This is a genomic window from Paenibacillus sp. SAF-068 (assembly GCF_051967555.1).
In the GTDB taxonomy this organism is placed as follows: domain Bacteria; phylum Bacillota; class Bacilli; order Paenibacillales; family Paenibacillaceae; genus Paenibacillus.
In genome coordinates this window covers 2,296,533-2,314,991 of sequence record NZ_JBQCJX010000001.1, presented here as the reverse complement: position 1 = coordinate 2,314,991, position 18,459 = coordinate 2,296,533, and the positions used below count along the sequence as shown (strand labels likewise).

Sequence of the window (18,459 nt, the reverse complement as noted above, 5' to 3'; positions counted from 1 at the left end):
CAACAGACTAATATCTATTATTTGTTAAAAGTAACCTTCTCTGATCCGCCCTCAAAAATGATGGATGTGTCCCGCGGCTTCGATTCTGCAATTTTACGACCGCCTCTGAAGGAATACAGTACGCCGGCTTGTTTGCGAACAGCCTCATACTCGTTCTCTGCTTCAAGTACGATGAAGTTAGCAGGCTTGCCTTCTTCAATACCGTATACATCCTCGATGTGCAGCGTTCTTGCGCTGTTTTTGGTAATGAGGTCGATCGAATTTACGATTTGATCGTAACCAAGCAACTGCGAAGCATGAATCCCCATGTGCAGCACTTGAAGCATGTTGCCTGTACCGAGCGGATACCACGGATCGAAAATGTCATCGTGACCGAAGCATACATTCAGACCCGCTTCCTGCAGTTCTTTGACACGCGTCAGTCCTCTTCTCTTTGGATACGTATCGAAACGTCCTTGCAAGTGAATGTTAACCAGCGGATTCGAGACAAAGTTCAGATCAGCCATCTTCAGCAGACGGAACAACTTATACGTATAAGCGTCATTATATGAGCCCATCGCAGTTGTGTGGCTTGCCGTTGTGCGTGAACCCAGTCCACGTTCGTAGGCTTCCTTGGCAACCACTTCAACAAAACGAGATTGTTCGTCATCAATTTCATCACAATGGATATCGATTAGACGATCGTATTTCTCAGCCAGATCAAACGCAACTTTCATTGAATCAACGCCGTATTCCCGCGTGAATTCGAAGTGTGGAATACCACCAACCACATCTACGCCCATTTTAAGTGACTCTTCCAGCAACTCTGCTCCGTTTGGATAAGAATGAATGCCCTCCTGTGGAAAAGCAACAAGCTGAATGTCCATATATGGAGCCATTTCTTCCTTGACTTCAAGCATCGCTTTAACGGCAATCAAGCTCGGATCGGTAACGTCCACATGAGTCCGCACATGCTGAATGCCCTGTGCCAATTGCCACTTGAGTGCGGTTTTAGAGCGTGTTTTAACATCCTCATGTGTTAATGAAGCCTTGCGCTGTGACCAGCGTTGAATGCCTTCAAACAGCGTTCCGCTTAGATTCCATTCCGGCTCACCAGCTGTCAGCGTTGTATCGAGATGAATATGTGGTTCAATGAACGGTGGCAGCACAAGTGATCCGTTGACATCCAGAATTTCCTCATTTTCGGTCACTTCAAGTGATTGTGTGATTCGTTCGAATTTCCCATCTTTCACTAAGATATTCCATAGTCCTTCTTTACCCCGCAATTTTGCGTTCTGTATAATCATTTATTTTCCCCATTTCTTTGGATTCTTTGGCAGGAACAATTAGCATCAAGATAATATAGGCCACTGCTGTACCAAGCAATGCGTTCAGTGGTGTTACGCCAGGAGCCAGTTGGGCGAATGCAACGCCGATGGCCCAAGCCACCATCGCTACCCAGTTTACATTTTTGAATGACATCTCGGCAAATGGCTTATAGTTTCTACGTTTCACAATAAAGTAATCTGCGATAATAATAGCCCCGATGGACGGTACCGCCGCGCCCAATACATTCAGGAAACTGACGAAGTTGTTGTACATCCACATGGCGAATACGGTACCCACGATGCCGTTAACGATGACGAAGAATTTCTTCGAGATTTTGGTGATGTTGGCAAAACCAAGACCAGAAGCGTACAATGCATTATCGTTAGTCGTCCAGATATTTAGGCCCAGAACGATAATTGCCGGGATGATCAATCCTTGCAGGAACATGACCTCCGAGATATCGGCCAGGTTATAGGCCATTGCACCAACTGCGCCGAACAAAAACATGAGTGAGTTACCGAGGAAAAATGCAATAACTGTTGCGGTAACTGCCTGTTTGGATGTCCGGGAAAACCGGGCAAAATCGGGTGTCAATGTTCCGCCACTTATGAATGATCCGATACAGATCGTCAATGCGGCCGCCGCGGTAAGCGTCTGTGTCGGCGTATATTCAAGCAACCCTTGCAGACCGCCCAGCGCTCCTGCACCTTCGAACATGGAGTAACCACCCAGAATGGCAATCGCAGGAACTGCAATATAACCGAGAATGACGAGTGACTTCATGCCGAAGATGGCTGATGCCGTCATGGCAAGTCCAAAGATGATGATCAACAGATACACGTTCCAATCCATCGCTTTGGCGACCGGAATGGCGAACATGGCTACGCCAACTCCGAACCATCCGACCTGTGTGAAACCGAGCAGGAACGAAGGCAGATACGACCCTTTTGCACCGAAAGCATATTTAGCGAGCAAATGTGTGGACAGGCCTGTTTTGGCAGCGATATGCGCCAGTGCCCCTGTATAGATACCCAGCACCAGATTACCTGCAAGCACGATGCCAATGAACTGCATGAACGTCAAGCTGACGCCCAATGTCCCTCCTGCCAACATGCTTGCTGAGAAAAATGTGAAACCGAGCATGACGGATAACGTCTTCCAAAAGTGGTTTCTTTGCGATTTCGGCACAGCTTGCCATGAAAATTCTTGATCTTGTTTGCTCATCAGAATACCCCCAACGTAAAGTGTATCTGATACCAAAAAAGCAGAAAAAAGAGGCTACTCGTCAAATTATACACTGACAAGTAGCCTCTTTTTGCATCATAACCCGCGCGAAGATACAAAGCACCCCGTGACGGAATATGCCCTGATTCTCGCGTGATTATGAAATCCGCTGCCCTTGCCAGCCTCTCTGGACTGAATTAAAGGTACCAGTATTCAATTACATTCTATTATTTTAGAAAAACTCGCAGTTGTCAATGTCATTATTATCCATGTGCGTATATTGACTTTTGTACAAAGAAATTCACTGCGTTTTTTTCATTGTAAGCCCTCGGAATGGCTTCTATAATTACATTGTAATTGATAATGGTTATCAATGAGAAAAAGAGAACTTAGGGGGAACAAATAATGAACAGTACAATGAGGAAACATCTATTCGTATGGGGAGCATGCTTTCTACTTCTATCCGTCCTTGCAGCATGCAGCCGTTCGGAAAGCGCCTCTTCACAAGAGCCTGTAAATTCCAACGAGCAAACGACAAAAAGTTATACAACCCAAACAAACGAAGTGATTGAAATACCAACTCAACCACAACGAGTTATCTATCTTGGTTCAACACTTGGAGATCTTCTGGCAATGGACATCCCTGTCGTTGGAGCCAATCTGATTCATGCTTCAGAAAGCTATATCGTAGACCAATTAGAAGGTATTGAGGATGTCGGGAACCCTGGTGATTTGGAGGCCATAACCGCCTTGCAGCCTGACTTAATTTTGAATGGTTATAACCAGGATGCTGACCGGAATGCCGCTTTTTCGAAGATTGCGCCTACCATTCCTTTCAACTCGGCGTTACCATTTACAGAACGCGTACGCGAGCTTGGTAACATTTTTGGCGAAGAGGATGAAGCCGAGCAATGGATCAGCCAATTTGATACAAAAGCGAAAGCGATGTGGGACAAGTTGAATGTGGCAGAGGGCGAGACAGCGACCATCTTCTTGCAGTTGGGTAAACAGCTCTATGTGATGGGTAATCGTTCCTTGGGCGTAGTCTTGTATCAAGAGCACGGATTTTCCATTCCCCCTGCAATTCAGCAGAACATTATTGACAAGGGCCAGACATTCATCGAGCTTTCGGAAGAACTAATGCCGGACTATGCAGGAGATCACCTCTTTGTCCTTACGTTGGATAATGACGAAAGTCGAGCTGAGTCCGATCGCTTGTTACAAAGCACTTTGTGGAAAACGTTGCCTGCCGTTCAGCAAGGACGCGTCTACACAGCATCAACCGATTGGAATACCGACAACCTGTTGGCACTGGAGCAATTGCTTGATGAACTGCCGAAATGGATCAATCCAAAATAACGCATTGATAATGTCAAAAATCCTCCGAATCCTTTGGGATATGGAGGATTTTTGGTTTTGGTAAACTTGTACTGCTCATACTAAGATCTGCAGCGAAATATTCTCTATCGTGCAAAATGTGATACACTAGTCATTGATAATTATTATCATTAGATCGGAGTGCTCCCGAATGCAAATGGCTTCCCTATACATTCAACTGCAGCAGCATGATCTGCTTCAGCTCACATCATTGCAGGAAACCAATCACCATAATACATCAACCACGAGCAAGGATAGCAATGAATATACACTGCTTATTGCTCTGAATCATGGAATTCGGCTGTTAACGAACAACATTTCCCAAGATCTGAGTCAAGGCAGTTGTATTCTGCTCCCTGCTCAGCAATCCTGCATTCTTCAAACGACAAAAGAGCAAGCGGATGTAGCCCGGTTTACCTTTCTCGCGTTTCAAGTGGATAAGTTGAATCTGCTCCCATCCTGCCCTCCTCTTATGCTGGGCTTTCCTTACAGGTTGTCTCTTTCAACTATAAAACTTGCGTTGGCGGGCGAGGACTGGTTTTCTCCGTCGTCTGTGCAATCAAACAAACAAAATCGGTTTCACAAAAAACATATGCCTACGCCTCATTCAAAGTTAGCAGTTACTCAAGCCCGGCTGCAACTGATACTTGGCCTGATGGCTCAGCTAGAAAACGTTCCTCCGCCGGTGCAAAATGATCAAGCGGTACAGCGTACACTTAGTTATATGGAGCAGCACTACAACGAAGATCTGAACGTAGAGTTCTTGGCTGAAATGGCCGGGATGGTTCGATGGCAATATAGCAAATCGTTTAAGGTGGCAACTGGCAAAAAGCCAACAGATTATTTGGCAGAGCTTCGAGTCAAGCATGCTAAGGAGCTATTGTCCAGTTCAAACGAGACCTTGCGTGAAATATCCCGACAAGTCGGTTTTAAGGATGAGTATTATTTCAGCCGACGCTTTCATCAGCTCACAGGACATCCTCCACGGGAATACGCCAATATACAAAGACGTACCCGGCAAAGAACGATCACCGATTCCCTCGGCAGGCAGATTTCCCTACCTGATGCAGCTATGCGTATCGTGGCCACAGGTACCAATACCCTTGGCGAGTTGCTTGCGATTGGTATCCGCCCCGTCGGTGCGGGTATAACGACAATGAAATCACAAGTCATATATCGAAACAGACTTCAGCACATGCCGGACATTGGACTGCAAGGCGCACCGGAGCAAGTCTCCTTACTTGAGCCTGATCTTATACTGCTTGGCAACTATAGTGAGCAGCAGTTACCTCAATTGGACGCCATTGCACCTACGATCGTCTATAGCGAAGCAACCAGCACCTTTGAGCGTCTTCGTTATATTGCGGATCTGTTCGGCCGAAGCAGAACGGCCGAGCAATGGATCGACCGCTATGAGGGGAGCGTCAGGAAGATCCGGCGACAATTGGCAGATGATTATATTACAGGAGAACGGGCAACGGTCTTCCTGGTGCTGGACAAGAACATATATGTTATGGGACAGACGGGATTTGCCGCTACAGTGTATGAATCTCTCGGCTTTCGCCCCACCGAATCCGTATATCAACTGATCATTAATGGCAGAGCATGGATACAAATCGGTCACGATAAAATCACTCAATACGCTGGAGACCGAAACTTCGTGATGGTTCCCGAGGAGGGGATGAATATAAATACCCCTTCTCCGCTCCTAAGTTTGGTTGGAGTGTTGGCATCAAGTAATGTACATGTAGTAGAAGCTGGCTGGAACTACGATGATCCCCTGACCCGTGAGAGGTTACTGACGGTCCTACCTTCTATTTTTGCTAAGGATTAACCCGTCCTGAAAGTCCGACTAGATTTATTAATACAACAAACAGGGATGTCCCACAAGTCAAATATGACGGAGGACATCCCTAATTAATGTGATTTTGTTCTAATGAACCTGACACACGCTATTCGCTACACAGGCCTAGTTCCGAGATCGAACCGAATCACAGAGACGTTATTCTCCTGATTCGGTCAATATAGAGTGTGAATATATGATTTATTTATGTGTGGTTAATAGTTCTTCAAATGCTTTTATATTCGTATCAAAATCGGGAACCGTTTGTGTTTCTTCAGCAGATTTGACCAGTTTTACAACTAAATCATTATAAGGGGTCGCAATTCCGGTGCCTTTTGCTTTGTTTGAAACGACTCCGTTAATATAATCAATTTCCGTTTTGCGGTTCTTCTCCAGATCTTGAAGCATACTTGCTTTGAGCAGTCTGGATGGCTCCATCACGTAACGTAATGTTTTCACCCGTTCAGGAATATCATCTTCGCTGTTCAGTTCGAGTGAAGCGATGTCGAATCCATTCATTTTAACCAATGTGACTCCATTGGCGCGAGCAATTTTAATCGTCTCGTCCGCAATATGAGCTGCACTCACAATGCCAGCTTCATGATCAATAATGTCTCCATATTCCCCATTCAAGGCAGCGGATAATCCACTGAATGCATTGTTTATCAGCAATTTGGACCATTTGGTTCCAACCAGATTATCAGAAATATGTGTTCCACCCACAAGGTCCAACACCGATTTCACGCGTTGAATTCGTTCGGTCATCTCACCATTTAATTCACCAATCTGAAAAGCATACTGCTTAAACTGCGTATACTCCGTTGTCAGACTTGATACACCTGGTTCAATGAACGTAGCGCCAAACTCAACGGAGCCTGCAACGACGCGTTTTTCACCCACGATGGACGCCACTTTTTCTTCCGGAATCCCGTTCTGCAACGAACATACGATACTGTCTTCTTTCAAGAATGGAAGTAATTCCTGAAGAATGGAATCGTTATACAGTTGTTTGGTTAAAAGTAAAACGAGGTCATATTGTCCTGATTTCTGCTCAGGAGTAATGGCTTTTACTTTTGCTTGAAACTCCGTGGTACCCGTTACTTTAGCACCCGTTTGATTTAAAGATTCTACATGCTCCTGATATGCATCAATTAGCTCAACGTCCATACCGCCATCCGCGAGGTATGCACCTACGATGGTTCCCAAAGATCCTGCTCCTACAATTGCAATTCTCATTATATTGTTCCTCCTTATTTCTCTTCCAGGTAGTTGTATACAGGTTGTGCTGCGTTCAAGGTTAAGTTGGTAAGAATATGAGAAGCAGATACAACTTCCAATACAGGCAGATCTGCAAGAGGTGCCAATGCGTGTTCAAACAGTTGAAGCCGGGCAGGTCCTGTCCACGCTTCTTTCACTTCGATGTCCGTAATCTGAGTTCGAATCAGATCACATATTCTTAAATTCCCTGTATAGTCGGTAGCTATCTTAATCATAAAATTAGGACGGCATATTTCACGTTTGGCGAGCTCCTTATCCATCTCCACATGTTTATAGCCCATTGTTGCCGTGGCTACACGCAGCGTTCCATAATCAAGTGTGCCAACAAGTGTATCTGAATCGGTATACAACTTCGGTGCACCGAGCTTTTTCGGATAAGCGGTGAGCTCTCGGCCACTTGCAATCGCGGGGAAATTGTCTACATACATCGAATGCACATAATCGCCTTGCTCCCCATTGAATTGCACAGGGATAACTTGTCCAGCTTCTGTATAGGCACCGAGTCCAGAAACATCCGGCATCCACATCACTTCGAATTTAACCAAGGGTTCCGTAATTTCCAAGGGTTCTGGTACGGCTGCCCGCAACGCTTTTTCATCCGTTCGGTAGATAATATTCAAGTATTCACGATTCACGAACTTGTACGGTGGCATCGGGTATGCCGGAGCCGTTAGGGGTGTATTCAGATTTTTAGCTATGTTGTTCACATCGATTTTCATCAAAGACACCTACCTTATACATTTAATTAAGTTTTGTTATATAAAAATTTGAACTGCATCTCATAAAAAAATTCTACATCAATATTTAAATTTAATATAATACATAATAAGTACTATATATATTTATCAGAATAAATAAGGAGTGCGCGTGAATGGAATTGCTTCAGCTCAAATATTTTCAGACCGTTGCCTACACCGAACATATCTCCAAGGCAGCTGCACAATTGAATATTGCTCAACCCTCCCTAAGCTTGACGATCAAAAGACTTGAGGATGAACTGGGTACCCCCTTATTTCATAGAAGAGGACGAAACATTCAATTGAATGCCTCAGGTGAGATTCTTTTGAAGCACGTAAACCGAATTTTTATCGAAATTGAAAATGCAGAGATGGAGATCAGAGCGGAGGAACAGCAAATATCCAATACAATCAGAATCTCCATTACGAATACCCGATTTCTCACTGGCCTTATTAGTGATTACATCAACGGTTCCCCTGAAACCAAACTTCATCAGGGGATCGGGACCCGTAGCGAAATTATTACAGGATTGAAAAAAGGCGACATGCATCTGGGCATTACGGGGCATCCGATTCTGGATGAGGAGATTGAGAGTGTTGTCCTGGTCGAGGAGGATATTGTCTTGGTTGTGCCCAAAAATCATGCATACGGCGGAGAGACAAGCATTTCATTACGTGTTGTTGCTACTGAGCCCTTTATTTCCCTTGCGGATAATAAGGAGTACAGCCGATTTACCTCCATGCTCTGTGAAAAAGCAGGCTTTCACCCTAATCTTGCATTCGAAGTTGATTCCCATACCCTGCTCGAAATTATCCGGCTTAATCAGGGTGTTGCATTACTTCCTATCTCCGTATGCAGAACGCTTGGGTTAAGTTATGTAAAAATTGCTGATGATTCAGCGATATATCCAATAAGCTTATCCTGGGTCAAACAAAAATGGTTATCTGCTTCTGTTATCGAATTTCGTGATTTTATTACTTCGTACTATGCAGAAAATGCAGGCTTATATAAAGTGGAATAGAATTTCTTAACATATGAAAAATGTAAAATAATACAAACAAAGACCATGTTATTCCTGTTGAAGGAGACATGGTCTTTGTTTACTATCTACTCTTAGCTGTATTGCAGTCTATCCTTGTACCAAACGTCCGGGATCATATCACGCTCCAGTTCCAACAACTCATGAATGATCTTGTCTGCGTCACTAATGGAATTCACGAGCGGATCGGTAAGCATCGCCCTTCTCAGTTTCACAAAGCTCTGTTCCAGTACAGCTTCCACCGTAAGCTCATGGGTATCCAGCACAAGTTCTTGCATCCCTCTTATCCCGCGTGGCATCTCGCCTACATGGAGTGGTTTCACTCCGTCCATATCTACATCGCACAGTAGTTCCAGAAACGAATCCGCATTCATGTTGGTTACCGCGCCTTGATTGAGTGTATTGATAAAGAACTTTTTGCCCAAGTTCCCCACCATATTCTCGATAATATCGGTCGCATGATCCGGTCCAAACATGTTCATGTAGTCAGTAATCGGGATATTCCCGGCAAGAAAGTCATCCACCTGACGCCACATTTCATCGTGACGTTCATACCTGTCCTCTGTCTCCCAGATCGATAATGGAGGGATTGTGTCTGTGGTTTTGCCAAGTCCTTGCCAATACCGAACGTATTCCTTCGTGTGCGCCGTACAAGTAGGAATGATTCCGAAAATATCATACAGTTCATACGTAATTGCATCGTTAAAAAGAGCTTTTGCGCCCCGATCACCGCCGTTGTTCTCGTCACCTGCCAGCTTACGCATGGCCTCTGCGATTGAAGGCATTAGATTCTTTCCTTCATACTCGGCTTTGAGCAGCCAAGTGAAATGATTGACACCAGCGATACGAAAATCGAATTTCTGGTTGATTTCTTCTGTAAACTGGCTATTGTCTGCAATGATCCCGGCTCGTGCGGCGTAGTAGGCTTTTTTATGCGGCATATGATGACTATCGCACAATGCAAACGATTTAAGCTTCGGTGCATAACGATGTAATGCGATGCCATGCACGGTAGACGGGTTAATATAATTGATCACCCATGCATCCGGACACAGCTCCTCAATGTCTTTGGCGCATTCCATAATAACCGGTAGTTCCCTCATCGCGCGAAAGATCCCGCCCGGGCCAATGGTGTCGCCGGAACACATGCGAATTCCATACTTTAGAGAAATCTGGCAGTCAATGCCCCTATACTTCACCGATTGCTCCGCAAAGCTGAGCACGACGAAGTCGGCTCCCGGAAGGACCTGTCTTCGGTCCACCGAGCCCTCAATCTTTAAGGACACATTGTTCTCCCGCGCAACCCTTTCTGCCAGAGTTACCATTTTCGAGAGCCGTTCCTCATCCGTATCCACCAAAGCCAGCGTTCCCTGATTCAAATATGGGGAGTGAACCATCTGCCAGATGGACTGACGACCGAAAAACAGGCTGCCTGCCCCAATAACGACTACCTTTGGATGCTGTGTTTTTGTAGCATTCATCAATAACCCCTCCTCTTAACGATATAAATTCATTATAGGTGAGTGGGCTGGAATCGGAATGTGTGATAGTTTTCAATACATGTCATATCGTACGATAGTTAACAAGAGATAATTCCTTTGCTATGATAGTGAAAGATGCAGGATGTCATAAAGTGGAGAGGATTAGGTTGAATTGGATGCATGCAGGGACTGTAAATATGAGTATAATTGATGAACTATCGGAGTATATCACACTGCGCATGAGCTCTTATCTGGAACAAACACACGACAGCCATTGGACGGAGCACAAGTCCCATTCCGATTATGATCTTTGGTTCATTACAGCAGGCTCCGTCCAGATTAGTATTGATGGATTCGAACATATGGCCAACCCGGGTGACGTCGTGTTCTTTTACCCGGATATGCCCTACACCGCCTCGACGACCGGAGATCTGTGCCGATTTGTATATATGCACTTTGATTTCAGCATCGCTGAACAGAAGCGCATTCTCGGCGAGTTTCAACTCCCGGGCGTCGTACCTGGCAACTTGATCTGGGAGGAATCAACGCTGTTCACCTCATCCTATCAAAGGTACAAGCAGAGTAGCGGTGCTTCCGGAAGCCCACTTTACTTGAAAGCCTCTCTGCTTCTCGTGATCGCCAGAATATTTGAATTACACCGGCAAGGTCTGTATTACGGTGATTTTCTGAAAGACAGCAAACCGAGAAAAATCGAAGGAAGTCTGGAAGTTCTGCAGAACGTGTTCCCCTACGTAGATGCGAATCTGCATCGTGCCATCCGAGTTAACGAGCTTGCGGCTATTGCCGGCGTCTCTGAGAAATATTTTATTTCTTTGTTCAAGAGAATACTGGGTATCACACCAGGGCAGTACATCAATCAAATCAAAATGAACCGGGCCAGAGACTATCTGTACGAGAAAAAATATACGATTCAGCAAATTGCCGGATTTCTGGGTTATCCCGATCCCTTTACGTTCTCCAAAGCATTCAAAAAATTTTACAACGTGCCTCCTTCCAAATTTGAATAGCGTCCTTCAGATACACAAAGAGGCAGCCGGTCTATGCCGGCTGCCTCTTTGTATCGATTGATCATTCATTATTCTTGATTGCAATGTAGGCCCCTTCAGCGTTCCTCATATTCAAAGGGAGCCTCAGTGGAATATATCTCATGGAAGAATCCTTTATAAGGAATATCTTCTTCCAAACATTTAATCAGATATAACAGAGCCTCGTCATCCTCTTCCGGCTCCTCCCCTTCGCGCTGCGTCATCTCAAAATGATCCACAATATTCTCCAGAAGGCTGACTTGAATAAATAAAGGCAGCTTATCCAGCATGGCATCAGAAACCTGGGTTTCTGAAGTGTATCCTGCGAGCACGGTTTGGAAATACTCATCCATGAACTGTTTACGTTGGTCCGCTTCAGCTTCAGATTGAATCCAGCCGACCCCGTTGATCCATAAACTTGCGAGGTCAAACATGTACCAGCCAAAACAGGAATTGTCGAAATCATATACCGTGATTTGTCCCGTATCAAAATCAATCGAATAATTCCCGTCATTGTAATCGAAATGGATCATGCCCAATGTCTCTTGGCTCATCCCCAATTCTTGTACCGTTTGAAGAAGTTCCATCATTTTACTTCTGAGCAAAGAGAATGATTCAGGGACCACCCTTTCGATATACTCCTTATTATATTTATCCAAAAAATGATGCCTGCTATGAACGGGTTCATAGCTTTTGGATAGCTGATGCATTTTCCCAAGAACTTTACCGCTATTATAATGGTATTCGGCAAGTGGAACCCCTTCACGATACTGATAATGGTTCTCTACCAGCAACTTTCCCTTGGCCTTCACAAACATACTGATAAAGAACGTATGCTCATCATAAGTGATCTCTTCCAACAGATGGCCCTTAATCGAGCTGACTACATTCGAGACACTGGCCCCGTGCTCAAATAAATACCGGACATATTCCAGTTCGGCAATGTAATCTTCCCGCTTTCTGTCAGACATAAAAGACACGCGGAGAATTAGCGGTTCGCATCCCGCTTGCTCACAAGTGTAAACGATATTCCGCCCACCCTCATGAGGGGCAACAAGCTGAATGTTGTAACCGTCCAGATGAAACAGCTCGGGTACTCGCGCCAGTACATGGGTATTGCTAATGTTAACAGCTTCGTTAAAGTTAATCATGATCTCCTCCAGTAAACATTGTTGGGACGGTTTCCCGCACGGCAATGTCCACAAAAGGAATGCTTAACACAACTATCCTTTTGTGAACCTAAAGCACAATCACCTTGTTAGACATTGAATTCACTCCTCTTGTTTGGATATCACAATTTTACGTAATTATTCCTTTATTGGCTAGTACATAATAAAGACCGCCCATAAGGGCGGCTTATAATTTTGTATAATTACAGGTTTTCTCCATTTGTTTCAATGACTTGTTTGTACCAGTAGAACGAATCCTTGCGTGTTCTTTCTAGTGAACCATGTCCTGCATTGTCCTGATCCACGTAAATAAATCCGTATCGTTTACCCATCTCTGAAGTTGAACAGCTAATGATATCAATAGGACCCCAGCTGGTGAAACCCATCAATTCCACGCCATCAGCTACCGCTTCTTTCATCTGCTCGATATGACTGCGCAGGTATTCAATCCGGTAGGTGTCATATACGCTTCCGTCCTCTTCCAGTGTATCCTTTGCACCCATCCCGTTCTCCACGATGAAGAGCGGCATCCGGTAACGATCATACAGCCGGTTAAGCGCAATACGCAGGCCGATTGGGTCGATAGGCCATCCCCATTCGGTAGCTTTGAGATGCGGATTTTTAATCTGACTGACGAGCATGCCGGAGTTGCTGTTATCATTCGGGTCATATTTTCCAATATACGTCATGTAGTAGCTGAATGCGATAAAGTCCACTGTATTATCTCGGATAATGGCATCATCCTCAGGACCTTTTACCAGTTCGATACCCTGTTCATCAAAGTAACGTTGCATGTAAGACGGATATTCACCTCTTGCCTGTACTTCCGGATAGAACAAGTTCATCTGATCTTCTTTCAGTGTTTGCAGAACGTCTTCCGGTTTGCTGGACGCAGCATACGTCTCCAGGCGGCAGATCATACAACCAATCTGAGCATCCGGCATTTTCTCTTTGCCGCTTTTGACAGCGAGTGCGCTTGCGACAAATTGATGGTGAGTCGCCTGGTATGCCACCTGTTCCTGCGAACCCTTAATTTTATCTTCCAGAATGCCGCCGCCGGTGTACAGGCTTGTCAGCATCATATTCATCTCGTTAAAGGTGATCCAGTATTTCACTTTATTTTTGTAACGGTCAAACAGTGTGTTGGCAAATTTCAGATACAGATCAATCATTTCTCGGCTTTCCCAGCCGTTATATTTACGGGTTAATTCTACAGGCATTTCGTAGTGCGAGATCGTTACGAGCGGTTCAATGCCGTATTTCAAAAGTTCGTCGAGCACGTTATCATAGAAGGCAAGTCCAGCTTCATTGGGAACATCTTCTTCTCCTGTCGGGAAGATGCGTGTCCACGCGATCGACAGACGAAACACTTTGAAACCCATCTCTGCAAACAATGCAATGTCTTCTTGGTAGCGATGATAGAAATCCACACCATTTCGTTTTGGAAAGTAGACGCCTGAGTTACCGCTCAGATATTCTTCCAGTTGAACGGAATCCACGTCGAAAGTAAAATCTTTCCCGTTACGCTCTTCATGAGGGATATAAGGTGCCATGTCTGAAGTAGAGAGACCTTTGCCATCTGCGTCATATGCCCCTTCGAGCTGATTGGCTGCGGTAGCTCCTCCCCATAGGAATCCTTTAGGAAATGAGTGTTTAATTGTTTTTGTCATGTGGTTTCTCTCCTTTTTTGGGTGAATACAAAGTTGTTTTATATTGCTCGTAAGTCCCTTATAAATAAATTACGCCTTCATACAGCTGTTAGCGAACAGTGAGGAGAAGCAATTCATTCATCGGAATCACCCCCTTCACCTGAACCGGCACCACGTCAAGGTAATCTGGTGTATTGGTTACGATTACCGGTGTAACCGGATTAACCCCAGCATCCCGCAAACCATCCATGTCGAACTCCAGAAGCAGATCACCCTTCTTCATTTCTTGTCCGGCAGTAACCTTCACGTCAAAAAATTTCCCTTTGAGCGATACACTGTTCAATCCAACGTGAATAAGAATTTCAACCCCGCTCGTCGACGTTAACATGACCGCATGTTTGCTTTTGGCAACCATGGTGACGATTCCGTCAAATGGGGCTGTTACGCGTCCTTCCTGCGGAAGAACGGCAATACCTTTTCCGGTCATCTCCTCAGCAAAGGTTTTGTCCGGTAGCGATGCAAGCGGCACAACTTCGCCAGTGAGCGGGCTGAATACTTCGCCTTTCTTTTCTTCGATTGAATGCACGGTTACAGCTCTTGCCTCTTCATCAGTCACAACCGTTGTTGTGGCTTGATGTGATTGGGATGAATCGGATACGGCAATACGATCTGTGTTCGGCTCATCCCACTTGAGCAGTAATGTCAGTATGAAGGAAACGGTAAAGCTGATGCCGATGCCGCTCAGAGCATACCAGAAGTTAGCCATGCCTCCCCCTGGGCCAATGTATAATGGAAGGGCCAGCAGTCCCGGCACGGCAAAGCCGAAGCACTTCAGACCAACTGCAGTAATAAACCCGCCGCCAGCGGCCCCACCGATCAGTGAAGCATAAAATGGTTTTTTCAACTTCAGTGTTACCCCGTACAGTGCTGGCTCCGTGATGCCGAGCAAGGCAGAGATGCCGCTGGACAAGGCTATGGATTTCATGGACTTGTCTTTTGTTTTGAGAAACACGGCCGCCACGGCACCCGCCTGGCTCATATTGGTCACAAGGTTGATCGGCAACAAAAGCACGTCATATCCAAGTTTGCTCAAGTTCTGCAACGTACCCGGGAAAAACGCATAGTGCATGCCTGTCATCACGATCAATGGCATTAATCCACCAAGAACAATTCCGGTCAACGGACCTGAATGAGCAAATAGCCAGGATGTACCCATTTCGAGATAGATACCGATGTAATTTCCGAGTGGCCCAATGGCAATAAGCAGAATGGGAACCGTGATGACTAATACAATCATCGAGGTGAAGATCACCTTGACCGGGCCAGGAATGAATCGATCCACCCAGCGATGAACGTAACTCAGAAGCCACACACCCAGAATGATTGGAATGACAGACTGGGTATAATTCACAATGGACACGGGCAGTGAAAGAAAACGTATCGGCTCCAGCTGATTTGCCAGATATGCATTCAGGATGGTTGGATACAATAACGTGCCTGCGAGGGTCAGGGCAATATATTCATTGACTTTGAACTTGCGGGCAGACGAGACAGCAAGCAGAAAAGGTAAAAAATAAAAAGCTGCATTCGCTATAGATGACAGAATCTGATACTCTCCACTCGTCTCCTGGATGGCTCCGAGTGTAACCAGTAAAGCCAGAATACCCTTCAGCATACCTGTACCTATGATGGCAGGAAGGATGGGAGTGAAGATACCCGAGATTGTATCCAGTACTGCATTAATGCCTCTGGAACGTGGAGCACCTGCTTCGGGTTGCGGCTTGCCATCCTGTTTCAGTTGACCCTCAATCTCTTCATACACGGCCGCGACCTTGTTTCCGATGACGACTTGAAACTGATCGCTCTGAAACTGGGCTCCGAGCACACCGTCTAATGCTCTGATCTGCTCGAGCTGAACCTTATCTTCATCACGAACATTGAATCGCAGCCGTGTGATGCAATGCCAGGCTTGTGTTAAGTTCCCTTGCCCTCCTGTTAAGTGAATGATTTCTTGCGACAACTCCCGGTGATTCATGCTGCTTCCTCCTTTTTTGGGCGAAAAAAAACCAAATGCCAACCCGGCCCGCCGCAGGTAGCGGAGTCGGAAACATTTGGTGGTGCCTGATCGAATCAGTAACACTCCATATTCATAATCATGTGATATAGCTCCAAGCTGGTTGTATTGAGATCAACCCGTGTCGAAACGGGATGTCACTCTCTCGATGTGAATCATGAGGTATACCATCTCATCGGGAGTAATCTCGAATCCGCGCTGCTGCTCCATCGCTTCTTTTATCTTAAGTGCGCACCGGAAGCTGGACGGGTATCGCTCCGACAATACGTCATACAGAAACTGCTGATCCTTGAAGGAAAGTACTTCCCTGTTCAATTGTCGGACGATGAAATATCTGAGATGGGTAACGAAACGGGAAAAATCAGTGGTCTCCTGATTCAGTGCCATTCCAAAATGATCCGTCATGATATCTAATACGTCATTAATCATTTGGGTTATCTTGATCGTTTGATTCATACTGCCCGAATCAAACTGCGAATTCACAAAATGAAGAGCGATGGAACTGGCCTCTGTCGATGGCAAACTTACCTCAAAAGCTTCGTTAATTAGCTCGACGGCATAGACTCCGATACGGTATTCCACAGGATACAGATGACGGATATCCCAGTGAAGCGGATTCGGCACGTCAACACCACTCTTGAAGCGATCCAGCGCAAAGTGAATGTGATCAGCCAGGGTGAGCAGAATGGAATCGTTCAGCTTTTTACCGATTTGGCTTCGGCCATGCTCAATGATTTGATCGGTAACGTTAATGACTTGCAGCGGGATATCATTAAAAAATTGCTCCAATCGCTGGTATTTGTCATTTGAGCCGATTCGAAATGTTTTTTGAATCTGTTCCCGTTCAATCCATTGTCCTTTCACTTTTTTGAACCCAACTCCGGTTCCGATCACAATGACTTCGCAGCCTTCGGCATCCTCTGCCAGGGCAATGTTGTTGTTTAACGTTTTTTTGAACCTCATGATGTTCTCACCCCCAATATGCAAAAAGCACCACCATGGTCCCGGACACAAGTCAAACAAACTTGTGAAATCCAGACTGTGGTGGTGCCTGATCGAATCAGTGACACTCCTTATTTAGCTGTATCTTACACCACCGATGTAATCGTTGTCAATACCAATACAAAGGATTTCTCTTACGCTTCATCTAGGTGATTATTGTCTTATTACAATGACATAAAGGACAGCATTTTATACATTAGGAGATGTAGACTCCCCTTCATCGTAATAGTATCGAATCAAAATGTCCTGATCGTAGTTACCGAACCCTTTCCCAAAAAGTGTAAGTCCTCCACGACCGGGCACCCCTTCTTCCGGTCTTAATCCAAATGTCCAGTATGTGGAAGAATCCAGTTGCAGATCGTGGATACACACATCCGAGATGCGCTGACCATCCATAAACGTGCCTTCTCCGTTAACGCGCAGCACCTTCAGTACACCATACTGATTGACGTCCAATTTCCACCATAGCGGTGTATGTTTGCCTTTCCGATCGCCAAAGTCACCAGGGCTTGTCCATGTTCCCAAGTGTTTGCCATTAAGGGAAAAGCGAATGTCGGAAGGCCAGTTTTCATTAACTTGGGGTGCTTCCGAACTGAGTTCGAGTGAAATTTCAATTTCCTGGAGATGCTGTTCTGTATTCAGATAATTGGGAATCTTATATTCCAGAAAGCCTCGTGCGAACCAAAGAATGCCTGCATTGACCCGATCCGGATCCATGAAACAGGCTGGTGTGTCATATTGTCCAATCATTTGCGTTGTAGTTGCAATGCCACAGGTGGGCCAGGCTTCGTAATCCGTATACTGACCCACCGGAATAGAGACTTCATGGTACGGAGCATCAACTGGTTCCGGAGAGAGATTGATCGTCATGAATTCTTGCAGAATAAAGCAATATTTATATGTCCCACCGTTCTCACGCTTCATGCGGCTGCCTATGATGCCCGCTTTCTGCAATTTGCTCACATGTGTACTAACGATGGCTTTGCTCAGATACAGCTCTTTGGCAAGTGCATTGATATGCATTTCCCTGTTTTGCAATAATAGACGAACGATATTTAAACGAGCCTCGCTGGCTAGCGATTCATATATTATCAAGGATGAGGCATCCGTGCCAAGCATCATGAACTTCACACCTTTATCAAATTATAGTATCCATATATTTCTGATTCAGGATTCGTTATTTAGCGAACCCTGCAAAATGAACTTGCTCATTATAATAGCATTATGATAC

General features: G+C 45.3%; 14 protein-coding genes. 4 read left to right on the top strand and 10 right to left on the bottom strand.

Translation table 11 applies throughout. The features are described 5' to 3' along the window. Nucleotides 1-17: 17 nt before the first annotated feature. On the bottom strand, nucleotides 18-1,286 hold the full coding sequence (locus tag ACTHPG_RS10085) for a cytosine deaminase (protein WP_440389071.1): 1,269 nt from the start codon (nucleotides 1,284-1,286) through the stop codon (nucleotides 18-20). Beyond that, entirely contained in the window at nucleotides 1,255-2,532 is a 1,278-nt protein-coding gene (gene codB / locus ACTHPG_RS10080; protein WP_440389069.1) for a cytosine permease, read from the bottom strand. Before codB ends, ACTHPG_RS10085 begins: the two co-directional genes overlap by 32 nt. 405 nt (nucleotides 2,533-2,937) lie before the next feature. Here codB and ACTHPG_RS10075 point away from each other — a divergent pair, with 405 nt between their 5' ends. Both ACTHPG_RS10075 and ACTHPG_RS10070 read left to right on the top strand, forming a co-directional pair. Further along, entirely contained in the window at nucleotides 2,938-3,891 is a 954-nt protein-coding gene (locus ACTHPG_RS10075) for an ABC transporter substrate-binding protein (RefSeq protein WP_440389068.1), read from the top strand. 169 nt (nucleotides 3,892-4,060) lie between these two features. Then, a complete protein-coding gene (locus ACTHPG_RS10070; protein ID WP_440389067.1) occupies nucleotides 4,061-5,743 on the top strand; it encodes a helix-turn-helix domain-containing protein in 1,683 nt (560 codons plus the stop codon). Nucleotides 5,744-5,953: 210 nt separating this feature from the next. Here ACTHPG_RS10070 and ACTHPG_RS10065 read toward each other — a convergent pair whose 3' ends face one another. Both ACTHPG_RS10065 and ACTHPG_RS10060 read right to left on the bottom strand, forming a co-directional pair. Further along, a complete protein-coding gene (locus ACTHPG_RS10065; protein ID WP_440389065.1) occupies nucleotides 5,954-6,988 on the bottom strand; it encodes a ketopantoate reductase family protein in 1,035 nt (344 codons plus the stop codon). Nucleotides 6,989-7,002: 14 nt separating this feature from the next. Further along, nucleotides 7,003-7,749, bottom strand: coding sequence for an acetoacetate decarboxylase (locus ACTHPG_RS10060; RefSeq protein ID WP_440389064.1), 747 nt, complete (start codon nucleotides 7,747-7,749; stop codon nucleotides 7,003-7,005). Nucleotides 7,750-7,901: 152 nt separating this feature from the next. Here ACTHPG_RS10060 and ACTHPG_RS10055 point away from each other — a divergent pair, with 152 nt between their 5' ends. After that, on the top strand, nucleotides 7,902-8,789 hold the full coding sequence (locus tag ACTHPG_RS10055; protein ID WP_440389063.1) for a LysR family transcriptional regulator: 888 nt from the start codon (nucleotides 7,902-7,904) through the stop codon (nucleotides 8,787-8,789). Between the two features lie 92 nt (nucleotides 8,790-8,881). Here the strand turns inward: ACTHPG_RS10055 and ACTHPG_RS10050 are convergent, their stop codons facing one another. Then, nucleotides 8,882-10,288 (bottom strand): family 4 glycosyl hydrolase, encoded by a 1,407-nt coding sequence (locus ACTHPG_RS10050; RefSeq protein WP_440389062.1) that lies wholly within the window; start codon nucleotides 10,286-10,288, stop codon nucleotides 8,882-8,884. A gap of 197 nt (nucleotides 10,289-10,485) precedes the next feature. Between ACTHPG_RS10050 and ACTHPG_RS10045 the strand changes: the two genes are divergently transcribed. Continuing rightward, a complete protein-coding gene (locus tag ACTHPG_RS10045; RefSeq protein ID WP_440389060.1) occupies nucleotides 10,486-11,316 on the top strand; it encodes an AraC family transcriptional regulator in 831 nt (276 codons plus the stop codon). Nucleotides 11,317-11,411: 95 nt separating this feature from the next. Here ACTHPG_RS10045 and ACTHPG_RS10040 read toward each other — a convergent pair whose 3' ends face one another. The 5 genes from ACTHPG_RS10040 to ACTHPG_RS10020 all read right to left on the bottom strand — a co-directional run bounded on the left by ACTHPG_RS10040 (nucleotide 11,412) and on the right by ACTHPG_RS10020 (nucleotide 18,350). After that, the gene (locus ACTHPG_RS10040; protein WP_440389058.1) at nucleotides 11,412-12,485 is read right to left on the bottom strand and encodes a phosphotransferase enzyme family protein; all 1,074 of its coding nucleotides are present in this window, start codon (nucleotides 12,483-12,485) and stop codon (nucleotides 11,412-11,414) included. Between the two features lie 221 nt (nucleotides 12,486-12,706). Continuing rightward, nucleotides 12,707-14,173 carry a glycoside hydrolase family 1 protein gene (locus ACTHPG_RS10035; RefSeq protein ID WP_440389056.1) on the bottom strand — a complete coding sequence of 489 codons (1,467 nt, stop codon included), beginning with the start codon at nucleotides 14,171-14,173 and terminating at the stop codon, nucleotides 12,707-12,709. A gap of 88 nt (nucleotides 14,174-14,261) precedes the next feature. Next, on the bottom strand, nucleotides 14,262-16,187 hold the full coding sequence (locus tag ACTHPG_RS10030; RefSeq protein ID WP_440389055.1) for a beta-glucoside-specific PTS transporter subunit IIABC: 1,926 nt from the start codon (nucleotides 16,185-16,187) through the stop codon (nucleotides 14,262-14,264). 153 nt (nucleotides 16,188-16,340) lie between these two features. Continuing rightward, a complete protein-coding gene (licT, locus tag ACTHPG_RS10025; RefSeq protein ID WP_440389053.1) occupies nucleotides 16,341-17,189 on the bottom strand; it encodes a BglG family transcription antiterminator LicT in 849 nt (282 codons plus the stop codon). 228 nt (nucleotides 17,190-17,417) lie between these two features. Further along, on the bottom strand, nucleotides 17,418-18,350 hold the full coding sequence (locus ACTHPG_RS10020; protein ID WP_440389052.1) for an ArsR/SmtB family transcription factor: 933 nt from the start codon (nucleotides 18,348-18,350) through the stop codon (nucleotides 17,418-17,420). Between the last annotated feature and the right edge of the window lie 109 nt (nucleotides 18,351-18,459).